Annotated in this window: 6 protein-coding genes, 12 tRNA genes and 3 rRNA genes; 1 reads left to right on the top strand and 20 read right to left on the bottom strand. The window is 39.9% G+C overall.

Translation table 11 applies throughout. The annotated features are described in order from the left end of the window. Window positions 1–52: 52 nt before the first annotated feature. The 20 genes from NST49_RS08145 to NST49_RS08050 all read right to left on the bottom strand — a co-directional run bounded on the left by NST49_RS08145 (window position 53) and on the right by NST49_RS08050 (window position 12,987). A complete protein-coding gene (locus tag NST49_RS08145) occupies window positions 53–1,312 on the bottom strand; it encodes an aminotransferase class I/II-fold pyridoxal phosphate-dependent enzyme (RefSeq protein ID WP_341047980.1) in 1,260 nt (419 codons plus the stop codon). Window positions 1,313–1,633: 321 nt separating this feature from the next. Then, window positions 1,634–1,717 (bottom strand) — tRNA-Leu (locus NST49_RS08140). 33 nt (window positions 1,718–1,750) lie between these two features. Further along, window positions 1,751–1,821: transfer RNA gene (locus NST49_RS08135), tRNA-Cys, on the bottom strand. Between the two features lie 33 nt (window positions 1,822–1,854). After that, window positions 1,855–1,926, bottom strand: a tRNA-Gln gene (locus NST49_RS08130). A gap of 11 nt (window positions 1,927–1,937) precedes the next feature. Beyond that, window positions 1,938–2,010, bottom strand: a tRNA-His gene (locus tag NST49_RS08125). A gap of 35 nt (window positions 2,011–2,045) precedes the next feature. After that, window positions 2,046–2,119 (bottom strand) — tRNA-Trp (locus NST49_RS08120). 33 nt (window positions 2,120–2,152) lie between these two features. After that, window positions 2,153–2,236 (bottom strand) — tRNA-Tyr (locus NST49_RS08115). Between the two features lie 5 nt (window positions 2,237–2,241). Next, window positions 2,242–2,317 (bottom strand) — tRNA-Phe (locus NST49_RS08110). Between the two features lie 39 nt (window positions 2,318–2,356). Then, a tRNA-Asp gene (locus NST49_RS08105) sits at window positions 2,357–2,429 on the bottom strand. An 11-nt stretch (window positions 2,430–2,440) separates the two neighbouring features. After that, window positions 2,441–2,513 (bottom strand) — tRNA-Val (locus tag NST49_RS08100). Between the two features lie 51 nt (window positions 2,514–2,564). Continuing rightward, window positions 2,565–2,636 (bottom strand) — tRNA-Glu (locus NST49_RS08095). A 12-nt stretch (window positions 2,637–2,648) separates the two neighbouring features. Continuing rightward, window positions 2,649–2,737: transfer RNA gene (locus NST49_RS08090), tRNA-Ser, on the bottom strand. 60 nt (window positions 2,738–2,797) lie between these two features. Continuing rightward, window positions 2,798–2,871: transfer RNA gene (locus tag NST49_RS08085), tRNA-Asn, on the bottom strand. Window positions 2,872–2,887: 16 nt separating this feature from the next. Further along, a 5S ribosomal RNA gene (gene rrf, locus NST49_RS08080) occupies window positions 2,888–3,003 on the bottom strand. Window positions 3,004–3,094: 91 nt separating this feature from the next. Further along, a 23S ribosomal RNA gene (locus tag NST49_RS08075) occupies window positions 3,095–6,015 on the bottom strand. A 216-nt stretch (window positions 6,016–6,231) separates the two neighbouring features. Continuing rightward, window positions 6,232–7,793 (bottom strand): 16S ribosomal RNA (locus NST49_RS08070). Together the 16S, 23S and 5S rRNA genes with 12 tRNA genes alongside form the textbook arrangement of a ribosomal RNA operon. Window positions 7,794–8,212: 419 nt before the next feature. Continuing rightward, window positions 8,213–8,932: a GntR family transcriptional regulator gene (locus NST49_RS08065; RefSeq protein WP_034536825.1), complete on the bottom strand. Its 720-nt coding sequence runs from the start codon at window positions 8,930–8,932 to the stop codon at window positions 8,213–8,215. A 237-nt stretch (window positions 8,933–9,169) separates the two neighbouring features. After that, the gene (locus NST49_RS08060) at window positions 9,170–10,519 is read right to left on the bottom strand and encodes a PTS sugar transporter subunit IIC (RefSeq protein WP_251166443.1); all 1,350 of its coding nucleotides are present in this window, start codon (window positions 10,517–10,519) and stop codon (window positions 9,170–9,172) included. 213 nt (window positions 10,520–10,732) lie between these two features. Beyond that, the gene (locus NST49_RS08055; protein ID WP_445662724.1) at window positions 10,733–12,025 is read right to left on the bottom strand and encodes a PTS sugar transporter subunit IIC; all 1,293 of its coding nucleotides are present in this window, start codon (window positions 12,023–12,025) and stop codon (window positions 10,733–10,735) included. 62 nt (window positions 12,026–12,087) lie between these two features. Further along, complete coding sequence (locus tag NST49_RS08050; protein ID WP_034536829.1) at window positions 12,088–12,987, bottom strand: DUF7916 family protein; 900 nt, start codon at window positions 12,985–12,987, stop codon at window positions 12,088–12,090. Between the two features lie 363 nt (window positions 12,988–13,350). On the opposite strand from NST49_RS08050, the gene NST49_RS08045 reads away from it, so the two are divergent. After that, window positions 13,351–14,538 (top strand): ROK family transcriptional regulator, encoded by a 1,188-nt coding sequence (locus tag NST49_RS08045; protein ID WP_341047976.1) that lies wholly within the window; start codon window positions 13,351–13,353, stop codon window positions 14,536–14,538. The last annotated feature ends 51 nt before the right edge of the window (window positions 14,539–14,589 follow it).

Here is a 14,589-nt window from a genome sequence, read left to right as displayed (position 1 = left end):
TTTATACTCAAATGAACAAAGTTAGCCTTTTATTTTCTAAAATTTTCTCTATTTATAAAGATAGTTGTTTTTTTAACGTAATGTATTCAATACACAAACAAATCGCATCCATGGCTGCATCTAAGTCTTCTAACGATACCGGTGTCGGAGCTAAACGAATACTGTTGTCAGAAGGATTTTTACCGTATGGATAGGTGGCTCCCGCATCAGTAACGGCTACTCCTATTTTAGCAAGTGCTCCAACAATCTCTGTTGCGCAACCTGGTTGTGTAGTTAAATGAACAAAATAGCCACCTTTTGGTTCTGTCCATTCGACACAATCTTTACCAGTAAAGTAATGCATTAATTTTTGATTGATCAAATCAAATTTGGGTTTTAAAATAGCAGCGTGCTTATCCATATGTTGAGAAATATGATTTTTATCTTTTAAAAATTTTACGTGCCGCATCTGATTGATTTTATCGAATCCTATCGTTTGATACGAAAGTTCTTTTGCAATGAAATCAATATTCTTTTTGCTTGCTCCTAAAGCCGCTACACCTGCTCCAGGAAAAGTAACTTTTGAGGTTGAACAAAACATCCAAGAACGCTCTGGATTTCCTGCTGCTTTACAAGCTGTTAATATATTTTTAACGGCTTTCTTTTCATTCGTCAAATGATGAACAAGATAAGCATTATCCCATAGAATCATAAAATCATCTGCTTTTGTTTCCATACTAGCCAATTGATCGACTACTTCATCTGAATAGGTTACCCCAGTTGGATTGCTGTACGTAGGAACACACCAGATACCTTTTATAGCAGGATCGTTCGCCACAAGCTTTTTAACTTCATCCATATCAGGTCCGTCATTGTTTAATCCAATGGGAATCATTTCTATTCCTAATTTTTCAGTCATGGCAAAATGACGATCGTAACCTGGACTTGGACATAAAAATTTAACCGGTTTTTTATTGGTTTGATTTTTTATTTCTGTAAATAAGTTTGATGTAATGACTAAGTACATCAAGTTTAAACTGGAATTCCCACCAATCAAGATCTCATCTCGTTCAGTTTCTAATAATTCTGAAAATAACTCTTTAGCTTCATATATGCCGGTTAATTCTCCATAATTGCGAATATCTATTGTACCTTGGCTTAAAAAATCAGTTGGAGAAGATAATACATTTAGCATTGGTTCAGACAACTGTAATTGTTCTTTACTAGGTATTCCTCTTTTTATATTTAAGTTTAACGGATGTTTTAAATAGTCAGTGTATTTTATTTTTAAGTGTTCCAGATGATTCATTGATTCTTGTATCGTTTGTGTCAATTTACTAACTCCTCTCAAGATACTCTTCTAGTAAAAAGTATAGCGAAGAATAATTAAGAAAGCAAAACAAACTTAACGATTCAATTCTTGGCCTACCTGTTATTTTTTCTCAAAGTCCCCATTTGACTAAAAGTGTAGCAGCTAATAAAAATGGTTACCTCTTGAATCTTAATAAAGAACGCTCACAATGAATCGTAAAACTCTTTTTTACACCTTTATCATAACAGATCGTCTTACTATAATGAATGAATCCCTGTAGGGATACTTTATTTTTAGACAAAAAAAGAAACCAACGTTTTATATACGTTGATTTCTTTAGTATACCGGCGGCCGGAATCGAACCGGCACGCCCTCGCGGGCACAGGATTTTGAGTCCAGCGCGTCTACCAGTTCCGCCACGCCGGCATATGGACTGCTTATTTTTCATCTTTAGGCATAAGGCGGTAACCGGATTTGAACCGGTGATGAAGGTTTTGCAGACCTCTGCCTTACCACTTGGCTATACCGCCATCTTTTTAGTTGAATGTATAGATTCAATTAAACTGGGCTAGCTGGATTCGAACCAACGCATGAGGGAGTCAAAGTCCCTTGCCTTACCGCTTGGCTATAGCCCAATAAAAAAAAAGGCGACTGATGGGGTTCGAACCCACGCATGCCGGAACCACAATCCGGTGTGTTAACCACTTCACCACAATCGCCATGGTATTACTTGTTTTATCCACTTCTTAAAAAATGGCAGGGGTAGTAGGAATTGAACCCACACTGATGGTTTTGGAGACCATAGTTCTACCTTTAAACTATACCCCTATCTAAATAATAAGGTTGTTCTTTTTAAAAAAATGGTGGAGGGGGGCAGATTCGAACTGCCGAACCCGAAGGAGCGGATTTACAGTCCGCCGCGTTTAGCCACTTCGCTACCCCTCCATTAATGGTGGCCTGGGACAGAATCGAACTGCCGACACCTTGAGCTTCAATCAAGTGCTCTACCAACTGAGCTACCAGGCCATTATAAGAATGGTTTTTTTATTTTATTTATCAAACCAACGGTCTCGACGGGAATCGAACCCGCGATCTTCTGCGTGACAGGCAGACATGTTAACCCCTACACCACGAGACCTTTTGAAACAATGGAGGTTGACGGGATCGAACCGCCGACCCTCTGCTTGTAAGGCAGATGCTCTCCCAGCTGAGCTAAACCTCCTGAGGATTACTTAGTCACTTCTAGTTAATGAATCAGTAACGTCGTTACTGATGACCCGTACGGGAATCGAACCCGTGATACCGCCGTGAAAGGGCGGTGTCTTAACCGCTTGACCAACGGGCCTTCATGTTCAAACGGAGAGTAAGGGATTCGAACCCTTGAGACAGTGTTCACCGCCTACATGATTTCCAATCATGCTCCTTCGGCCGCTCGGACAACTCTCCAGATTCGGTTCACCACGATATTCTCGTTTGTTTTTTTATTTACATAGATGGACTATGGTACTCCGCAAGTAGGACTCGAACCTACGACATCATGATTAACAGTCATGCGCTACTACCAACTGAGCTATTGCGGAATAATTAATTGAATCTGCGTGGCAGCGTCCTACTCTCACAAAGGGAAACCCTTCACTACCATCGGCGCTAAGAAGCTTAACTGCTGTGTTCGGCATGGGAACAGGTGTGACCTTCTTGCCATCGCCACCACACAAATTTCAATCTAGAGAACGTTGTTCTCTCAAAACTGGATAAGTTAAAAGTTTGTTCTTCGTTTAGAAACCGTCGTACACCGTTTATTCTTTGGTTAAGTCCTCGACCGATTAGTATTGGTCCGCTCCATCTATCGCTAGACTTCCACTTCCAACCTATCAACCTGATCATCTCTCAGGGGTCTTACTCACTTACGTGATGGGAAATCTCATCTTGAGGGGGGCTTCACGCTTAGATGCTTTCAGCGTTTATCCCGTCCACACATAGCTACCCAGCAATGCCCTTGGCAGAACAACTGGTACACCAGAGGTGTGTCCATCCCGGTCCTCTCGTACTAAGGACAGCTCCTCTCAAATTTCCTACGCCCGCGACGGATAGGGACCGAACTGTCTCACGACGTTCTGAACCCAGCTCGCGTACCGCTTTAATGGGCGAACAGCCCAACCCTTGGGACCGACTACAGCCCCAGGATGCGATGAGCCGACATCGAGGTGCCAAACCTCCCCGTCGATGTGGACTCTTGGGGGAGATAAGCCTGTTATCCCCAGGGTAGCTTTTATCCGTTGAGCGATGGCCCTTCCATGCGGAACCACCGGATCACTAAGCCCGACTTTCGTCCCTGCTCGACTTGTAGGTCTCGCAGTCAAGCTCCCTTATGCCTTTACACTCTGCGAATGATTTCCAACCATTCTGAGGGAACCTTTGGGCGCCTCCGTTACACTTTAGGAGGCGACCGCCCCAGTCAAACTGCCCGTCAGACACTGTCTCCCAGCCCGATAAGGGCTGTGGGTTAGAGTGGTCATACAGCAAGGGTAGTATCCCACCAACGCCTCCACCAAGACTGGCGTCCTGGCTTCAATGGCTCCTACCTATCCTGTACAAGCTGTACAAACACTCAATATCAAACTGCAGTAAAGCTCCATGGGGTCTTTCCGTCCTGTCGCGGGTAACCTGCATCTTCACAGGTACTATAATTTCACCGAGTCTCTCGTTGAGACAGTGCCCAGATCGTTACGCCTTTCGTGCGGGTCGGAACTTACCCGACAAGGAATTTCGCTACCTTAGGACCGTTATAGTTACGGCCGCCGTTTACTGGGGCTTCAATTCTGAGCTTCGCCCGAGAGCTAACCCATCCTCTTAACCTTCCAGCACCGGGCAGGCGTCAGCCCCTATACGTCATCTTACGATTTTGCAGAGACCTGTGTTTTTGATAAACAGTCGCCTGGGCCTATTCACTGCGGCTGACCAATTGGTCAGCACCCCTTCTCCCGAAGTTACGGGGTCATTTTGCCGAGTTCCTTAACGAGAGTTCTCTCGCACACCTTAGGATTCTCTCCTCGACTACCTGTGTCGGTTTGCGGTACGGGCAGTTTGTTTCTAACTAGAAGCTTTTCTTGACAGTGTGACATCGGGAACTTCGGTACTTAATTTCCCTCCCCATCACAACTTGTTCTTAAAGAAGCAAGCATTTGACTCACTTCAAAACTTGTTGCTTGGACGCGCATATCCAACAGCGCGTATTCCTTAGCCTACTGTGTCCCTCCATTGTTCAAACAAAACAAACTGGTACAGGAATCTCAACCTGTTGTCCATCGTCTACGCCATTCGGCCTCGACTTAGGTCCCGACTAACCCTGGGAGGACGAGCCTTCCCCAGGAAACCTTAGTCATTCGGTGGACGGGATTCTCACCCGTCTTTCGCTACTCATACCGGCATTCTCACTTCTAAGCGCTCCACTAGTCCTCACGATCTAGCTTCAACGCCCTTAGAACGCTCTCCTACCATAGAACCAATGGTTCTATCCACAGCTTCGGTGTTATGTTTAGCCCCGGTAAATTTTCGGCGCAGGGTCACTCGACTAGTGAGCTATTACGCACTCTTTAAATGATGGCTGCTTCTGAGCCAACATCCTAGTTGTCTAAGCAACTCCACATCCTTTTCCACTTAACATAAACTTTGGGACCTTAGCTGGTGGTCTGGGCTGTTTCCCTTTCGACTACGGATCTTATCACTCGCAGTCTGACTCCCGGATATAAATCAATGGCATTCGGAGTTTATCTGAATTCGGTAACCCGAGAAGGGCCCCTAGTCCAAACAGTTGCTCTACCTCCATGATTCTAATTCCGAGGCTAGCCCTAAAGCTATTTCGGAGAGAACCAGCTATCTCCAAGTTCGATTGGAATTTCTCCGCTACCCACACCTCATCCCCGCATTTTTCAACATACGTGGGTTCGGTCCTCCAGTGCGTATTACCGCACCTTCAACCTGGACATGGGTAGATCACTTGGTTTCGGGTCTACGACCACATACTCATTCGCCCTATTCAGACTCGCTTTCGCTACGGCTCCGTCTCATCAACTTAACCTCGCATGGGATCGTAACTCGCCGGTTCATTCTACAAAAGGCACGCTATCACCCATTAACGGGCTTTAACTATTTGTAGGCACACGGTTTCAGGGGCTATTTCACTCCTCTTCCGAGGTTCTTTTCACCTTTCCCTCACGGTACTGGTTCACTATCGGTCACTAGGGAGTATTTAGCCTTGGGAGATGGTCCTCCCGGATTCCGACGGAATTTCTCGTGTTCCGCCGTACTCAGGATACTGATCAGAGTGGATGTGGTTTCGGATACAGGGCTTTTACCTTCTTCGGCAGACCTTTCCAGGTCGCTTCTCCTACCAAATCCATTTATGACTCTATGTGTTCAGTCCTACAACCCCAGAAAGCAAGCTTTCTGGTTTGGGCTATTCCCGTTTCGCTCGCCGCTACTCAGGGAATCGATTTTTCTTTCTCTTCCTGCAGGTACTTAGATGTTTCAGTTCTCTGCGTCTACCTCTACTAACCTATGTATTCAGTTAGCAGTAACATCCTATCAAAGATGCTGGGTTCCCCCATTCGGAAATCTTTGGATCAAAGCTTACTTACAGCTCCCCAAAGCATATCGGCGTTAGTCCCGTCCTTCATCGGCTCCTAGTGCCAAGGCATTCACCGTGCGCCCTTATTAACTTAACCTATGGTTAATCGTTAATGTTCAATACTCATCTTACGATGAGAACCTTAAAAAACTCATTTTTAAAACTTTTCGGTGTGTTTCTGGTTTCTTACTTGAATTACAATTTTTAACTTTATCCAGTTTTCAAAGAACAACATCTATCTATTGAGAAGATTAGACCTCTCAAAACTAAACAAAGTAAGTACGAATGTGTGGGTTTCCGTTATATTCCTTAGAAAGGAGGTGATCCAGCCGCACCTTCCGATACGGCTACCTTGTTACGACTTCACCCCAATTATCTGTCCCACCTTAGGCGGCTGGCTCCCAAAAGGGTTACCTCACCGACTTCGGGTGTTACAAACTCTCGTGGTGTGACGGGCGGTGTGTACAAGACCCGGGAACGTATTCACCGCGGCGTGCTGATCCGCGATTACTAGCGATTCCGGCTTCATGCAGGCGAGTTGCAGCCTGCAATCCGAACTGAGAATGGCTTTAAGAGATTAGCTTGGCCTCGCGACCTTGCGACTCGTTGTACCATCCATTGTAGCACGTGTGTAGCCCAGGTCATAAGGGGCATGATGATTTGACGTCATCCCCACCTTCCTCCGGTTTATCACCGGCAGTCTCACTAGAGTGCCCAACTGAATGCTGGCAACTAATAATAGGGGTTGCGCTCGTTGCGGGACTTAACCCAACATCTCACGACACGAGCTGACGACAACCATGCACCACCTGTCACTTTGTCCCCGAAGGGAAAGCTCTATCTCTAGAGTGGTCAAAGGATGTCAAGACCTGGTAAGGTTCTTCGCGTTGCTTCGAATTAAACCACATGCTCCACCGCTTGTGCGGGTCCCCGTCAATTCCTTTGAGTTTCAACCTTGCGGTCGTACTCCCCAGGCGGAGTGCTTAATGCGTTAGCTGCAGCACTGAAGGGCGGAAACCCTCCAACACTTAGCACTCATCGTTTACGGCGTGGACTACCAGGGTATCTAATCCTGTTTGCTCCCCACGCTTTCGAGCCTCAGCGTCAGTTACAGACCAGAGAGTCGCCTTCGCCACTGGTGTTCCTCCACATATCTACGCATTTCACCGCTACACGTGGAATTCCACTCTCCTCTTCTGCACTCAAGTTCTCCAGTTTCCAATGACCCTCCCCGGTTGAGCCGGGGGCTTTCACATCAGACTTAAAGAACCGCCTGCGCTCGCTTTACGCCCAATAAATCCGGACAACGCTTGCCACCTACGTATTACCGCGGCTGCTGGCACGTAGTTAGCCGTGGCTTTCTGGTTAGATACCGTCAGGGGATGAGCAGTTACTCTCATCCTTGTTCTTCTCTAACAACAGAGTTTTACGATCCGAAAACCTTCTTCACTCACGCGGCATTGCTCCGTCAGACTTTCGTCCATTGCGGAAGATTCCCTACTGCTGCCTCCCGTAGGAGTCTGGGCCGTGTCTCAGTCCCAGTGTGGCCGATCACCCTCTCAGGTCGGCTACGTATCATCGCCTTGGTGAGCCATTACCTCACCAACTAGCTAATACGCCGCGGGTCCATCCATAAGCGGTAGCCGAAGCCACCTTTTTTCCATCTGTCAGGAGACAATTGGAAATATGCGGTATTAGCATCCGTTTCCGGATGTTATCCCCCTCTTATGGGCAGGTTACCCACGTGTTACTCACCCGTCCGCCACTCTTTTGTCTCGGTGGGTGCAAGCACCCGGTGAAACAAAAGCGTTCGACTTGCATGTATTAGGCATGCCGCCAGCGTTCGTCCTGAGCCAGGATCAAACTCTCATATAAAATGATGCTTGAAGCTCATTATTGATTGCTAGCGAATAATTATTCACTATATTTGTTACTGTTGACTCAGCACTGCTGAGTCACCCTCACATTTGGTTCGTCTTACTTTGTTTAGTTTTCAAAGGTCTAAAGCTTGTTGCACCTGTTCGTGACAACTTCTATATAATAACAAGTTATTTTTAAATTGTCAATATCTTTTTAATAAAAAATTTATAAAAATTGTTTTAATAGAATTTTTATTCATTCTTTTTTCGAACAAGCTGTCTAACAACTCCTATTACTTTACATGGTTTAAATAAAATTGTCAACTCTTTTTAATGGTAAATAGTCAAATAAACGGACGAAAATAAAATAATTGTTTTTTTATTCATTAAATTTACCGCTTTGTTTGAGATACTCAAGTAAAATCAAGACACCATTTAATCTTGTTGCGTATTGTTAAAACACATTTCAACCATATCAAAACGATGTTTTACTTTAGAGTATTCAAACGGTCTGCCGTTTTCTAAAAACATCACTTTTGTAACAACTAGTACCGGTTCAGTGTCTTTACATTTTAAATATTTTTTATCTTCTTCATTAGGAGGAGAAGCTTTTATAAACTGTTGATTGCCTCCAAATACTAGACCTAAGTCTTGACGTATATAATCATACACTGAATGTTCTAATATATCAGCAGTAATATTTGGCACTAATTTTACTGGGAGTAGCGAATACTCTATCGAATACGGTTTATTATTGATAATTCTCAACCTTTTAATTTCATAGACAGGTGTTTCTTGTTTGATCATCAATTGCTCGCATTCTTCATCATTTGGAAAACGTACGTTGAAAGCTAACACTTTATTGACCAATGATGTCTGTTCATCTATTTGATGTGTTAAACCAATATTTTGTCCAATCTTAATTCCTGTATTAGAAAGTTGCATCACATTTTTTTTAACATACGTTCCAGATCCTTGAATTGTAAATATCAAACCTTCAATAGATAACAAATCTAAAGCTTTCTTTATTGTTACCCGGCTTGTATTAAAAGCTATTGCTAATTCATTTTGGTTTGCTAATTGACCGCTTTTAGGGTAGTCACCTTGTTTGATTTGTTTGCGCAGCTCTTCTGCAACTTGTTTGTATTTTGCCATTTCCCTTCACTCGCTTCTTCTTATTCTATATTGTAGTTATCGTATTAATTTTTTATATCTTAGTATAACATACCTGCTAATACCCTTTGTATTCAAATAAAAACTTGAAAAACCCCGTTTTTTTTATAGGGATTTTTCAAGTTTAATCGTTCAACTGATCATTTTTTAACCAGCTTATCGGTATCAAAAAAAATTTGAAACTAGCAAATGCATATTTAGATTATTTCCCTATAGAACTTAATCATGCACAATAACGCCATCCACTTCTTTAGTTTCATTTTCTCGAGTTGGGTCTTCAACCAACTGACGACTGTTAGAGATTTTTACAAATGGTAAATAAATGAGCGTTGATACCACAATACAAATCAATTGAGTTGCAACTGCTCCCAAACTACCTGCTGTTGCTAGATAAGCACTAATAATCGGCGGAGTAGTCCAAGGTATCATAACAACTGCTTTTCCTGCAAAACCAATATAAGTTGCTACATAACCAATAACCCCAGTAATTAATGGTGTGATAATAAATGGAATAGCTAAAATAGGATTTAACATAATCGGCATTCCGAATATAACAGGTTCGTTAATATTGAATATACTTGGTCCCATTGATAACTTAGCAATTTGTTTCATATCGTCTCGTTTTCCAATGATAAAAATAGCAAATAGCAATCCAATCGTTACACCCGAACCACCAATATTCATGTACATATCCCAGAAAGGCATATTAATGATATTTGGTATTTCTTTTCCAGCATTAAATGCATCTGTATTTACTGCTATTGAAGCTAACAATAATGGTTCACGGATTGGTTTGATCATTTGATTTCCATGGATCCCGATCACCCAGAAGAATTGTGCAACAAACATTAGAATAAGCACACCAGGTAAACCTTGCATAACATTTTCTAGAGGTGCTTGAACAATTGTATAGATAATGTCATATAGATACATACCAGACAAACGGTAAACTGCAAATCCAGCTGTTGCAATGATCGTAAACGTTAAGACTGTTGGAATCAATGCTGAAAAACTTCTCGATACATTAGATGGTACACTATCAGGCATTTTAATATTTAATTTATCTTGTTTGCCTAGCCAAGTAAATAATTCAACAGATAAAATAGCGATAAACATACCCAAGAATAATCCTTTGGTATCAGTATAATTTCGTGATAAAACATTTTCAACTACGCGCATTTTATCATCCACTAATAATTCTACAGTGGTAGGATTTACAGATATGTAACTGATAACAGCTAGCAATCCAGGAAAGTACCCGCTCTCCTTATTTAGGTTCCCAACTTCTAAACCAATTAAAAATACTGCACTTATGGTCAACATATTCATTGTCGCGTAATTAATCGACTGAGAAATAGGTTTCAATTGTTCCAAAAATGATAAAGCATCTATTTGTGCCAGACCATTTGTTGAATCAAATACCATATTAGAAAACAGTGTAGCAAAAGCCCCTGTAATAATGATCGGTATTAAAGCAGTAAAAGCATTCTTAATGGCAATAATGTATTTGTAACTGTTGATTTTACTTGCCATATTCCCCAACATTGCAATCCACTTATTATCTTCCATTCTTTTCTCCTCCTTTAGGTATGTTTAATACAAATAAATTGTAACCCTTTTCATTATAAATGTAAAGACAAAATATAAATTTGTATTTACAACTTTATAAAACATGGTAATCTTTAGTTTTATAAAAAATAGGCTCAATTTCTGTCTTAGACAAAAATTGAGCCTGAAAATATACTGAGCATTTTTATTACACTCTTCTATCTCTTATAGTGATTATTTTTGAACCGGTAATTCTCCTAATTCTTCAGCTTTAAATTGTTTCTCTACAGCTAAGAAAAACGGTAGATAAAGCAAGACATCTATAATTATGAGTAAAATTTGCAAGACTGAACCACTCATACTACCTGTTGTTAAGAAACCACTAATTATTGGAGGCATCGTCCACGAAGCAACAGTTCGAGTCAGCGGAACAAGCCCAGACACCATAGCAAGATATGCAACGACCACATTAACCATTGGTGCAAGAATAAACGGTACAAGTAACATTACGTTCAATACTACTGGTAATCCAAACATAGTTGGTTCATTAATATTAAAAATACCTGGTACAACAGTAATTGGAGCTAATACTTTTGTTTGTTGACTTGTTTTTTTCTTGCGGGCTAAATACCCTAATATTAGTACTAACCCGATCGTTGCACCGCCACCACCGATATAGACAAAATTATCCATAAAAGAGATAGTAAAAATATGTTGCAATTCCGCACCAGCTTGATATGCTGCACGATTTTCATCTAAGTTAGCTATCCATAACGGTTGCATCACAGAGTTAACAACATTTCCGCCGTGAATACCAACAAACCAGAATAAACTGTTTAGAGCAACTACAATAACTGTACCAAAAACATTATTGCCTAACAATCCTAATGGCACCCCTAAGACAACTTGGGCAATATCATGAAGATTTGGCAAGTTTAACATAGTTAATACTGCATAAATGATCAACCAGAAAGTAATAATAAAAGCTCCTGGTATAATGGCACTAAAACTTTTTGCGACTGCAGGTGGTACAGTTTCTGGCAACTTAATCTGAATATTATGGTTGATAAACCATTGATAGATATACCCGCTCAATAACCCAATAATAATAGCAATAAATAACCCTTTTGCTGCCATATAAGTTGTGGGCATACCTGCACCAGCTTCAGAAGAAACGAATGGAGTAACTACGATAAAAGAAGATAATGATATAATACCAGATGGAACTCCATCCACTCCAAATTGATTAGTCAAACTGTAGGCAATTCCAAAACTAGCTATTAACCCGATCAAACCGAAACTGCTATCTGTACCTTTCCAAAGAAAGTCTGCAACACCAATCTCACCAAGCCATTGTTCCCAACCCGGAACCGGAAAGCTAGCTACAACCATAAATAAAGAACCAATAATAATCAATGGCATTGACAATGTTATTCCATCACGGATAGCAACAAGTAATTTGTTATTTCCTACTTTTGAAGCAATAGGTAGTAATTTTTCTTCTAAAAACCCATTAATGTTATTCAAACAATTTTCCTCCTCTTTCAACTCATATTTATATTTACTTACTCAAAAGCAACTTATAGAGTCTATCTTTGAATAGATCTTGCCATCATTGAAGCAGTGTGACGCATACCACGTATCGCTTTACTCAAAGCAAAAATATTTTCAACTGGCGCAAGCCCAGCATAACCGGCGTCACCGATATGTTGAATGTCTACACCGCAAATTTTATTTGCTATAGCAATTTGTTTGATTGTATCTTCATCTGAACTTTCTTGACTCGTCCCTATAGCAGATAATACAAGTGCTCCTTCATTATGCACTAACTGAACAATTTCCTTTAAGTCTTTTTCATCAAAACCAGGAACAGTTCCAACTGCAGGAACCAAAATGATATCTGCTCCAGCCTCAATAAATGATTTAACCGTATCTGAATCAACAATACTCTCTGATACTCCTGCTCCGTGCATTTTACCGGCGATAATCAATCCTGAAAATCTCTCTCTGGTAATACGAATCGTTTTTTCAATTTGTGCATTCGTAACACCTGTTCCAGGGTTTCCTGTCAAACAAACAAAATCTAGACCTAAAGCTTCTATTTTAGTAATTGTCTCTAAATTTGCTTGTCTTCCTTGTGCAATAGTCAAACGATCTTCTGCCATAGATGCATCTTGATCAACTGGTTCTAGATTCACTCCAATTGGACGTCCAACTAATTTATGTAGTTGATCCACAAAAGATTCTTCACTTTCGTCTAACCCTGAAACTTTAGGATTCAATACATCTATTCCATTTAATAAAATTAAGTCCGCTCCAAAAGCTCTAGCAATTTCAGCATTTGTAATGTCTTCTATAAACGGTTCTCTTGTTACTACATTTTCAGACATAACAATTCTTCCTTCACTTGCTCGAATACTTTGTTTGAGTTCACTAGCTGTCATTTCTAATATTTCCGAGCTATTTGCACTAATAAATCTTTTTGTCATAATACAACTCCCTAACCTTTATAGTCATTTTTTATATATTTGTCTTCAAATATTGTTACCGCTATCATATTGTTAAAAATAGATCATCCCTAATTTGTAAATGCTCTATCCACTTTATTCTAGATTTATTTATTTTATATTACTTAATAAACCTCACCTTCTCTTTTCTATAATCAATTGATTATATATTATAAATAATGAAACACAAAAACAGTGTTTATTAATTAAATTGATAATAAATTATTATCAATAAACTTATAGTAATCGATTATAATAGCCTTGTCAAACATAATTTGTTGTTTTATTATTTATAAATAATAATTAACGTAGTATAATACTCTTTGTAAAGCAAAGGAGGATTTTATGGGAATTTCAAAAAGACAACTAGAGCTGCAATTTAAAATTTTGGATACTATTTATACAAAAGGGCCGATATCAAGAATTGACATTTCAAAAGAGACAGGGATTACTCCCGCAACGGTAACTGAAATTGCCCGGAAGCTAATCAGTGATCAACTTATCCATGAGTCCGGGGAATTAAGTACTGAACTAAATAAGTCAGGTAGAAAAAAAATTCTGGTGGATATTTCTCCCAATCATAGTTTTTACGTTGGTGTAGAGTTATCTGAAAAATTCTTTTGTTATTGCCTTATAGATAATAAAGGGAATTTACTTAAAGAAAAGATTATACAGCATAACCCATTACTACCAGAAACTAATCTTACTGAATCACTTTTCATTACAGAATTGCATTTATTTATAGACCAAAGTTCTAAGTATTCCCCTCAAGCTATAGGTATCGCAGTACCTGGACATTTTAATGAAGAAACACAGACTATTTTAACTAATAACTTATTCTGGAAAAAGTTCAATTTAACTCAGTTATTATCTACTATTGACCTACCAGTTTATTTTAAAAATAATGTCCAATGTATGGCTTTATTCGAACGATTGTTTAGTCTTAGTAATAAGGATGACAATTTAACTTTTTTACACGTAGGACGTGGTATGTTTTGTTCCTCTATTTACCAAAGTAAGCTATACGGTAGCAATAACCGATTAGTAGGTGAAGTCGGACATATTGTTGTTCATCCTGATGGTGAACTTTGCGAATGTGGCAAAAGAGGCTGTCTACAAACTTATGCTAGTGAATCATGGATCATTAAAAAATCCCAAATTCTTTTTGATAACTCTGATAGCACTTATTTAAGGCAGCTCGTATCTAATCGATCTCACTTAACTATTGATACTATTTTACAAGCTTATAAGTTAGGTGATGAAGGTGTAATAAATATCTTGCATAATGCTATTAAATATCTCTCAATTACAATCAATAATTTATCTATGATGATTGATACCAACAAAATGATCATTCATGGTGAACTATTTAAAGAAGTACAACTCTCAGAGTTAATAAAAGATTATTTGGAAAAAAACGTGACTTTATTGGCAACCGAAAAAAAAATTCCAGTAAAAATAAAAAACTATTCAACTATCAACGGTGCCTTATCAGCTGCTGGTCTTTGCGTAGCCAAACAATTGCTTAATTGATTTTTTGTTAATTAATCAATTTAGAGTTTTTATTAATTTACTAAATTTTAT

This window comes from Carnobacterium sp. FSL W8-0810 (genome assembly GCF_038007125.1).
In the GTDB taxonomy this organism is placed as follows: Bacteria; Bacillota; Bacilli; order Lactobacillales; family Carnobacteriaceae; genus Carnobacterium_B; species Carnobacterium_B inhibens.
This window is presented reverse-complemented; position numbering and strand designations above follow the sequence as displayed.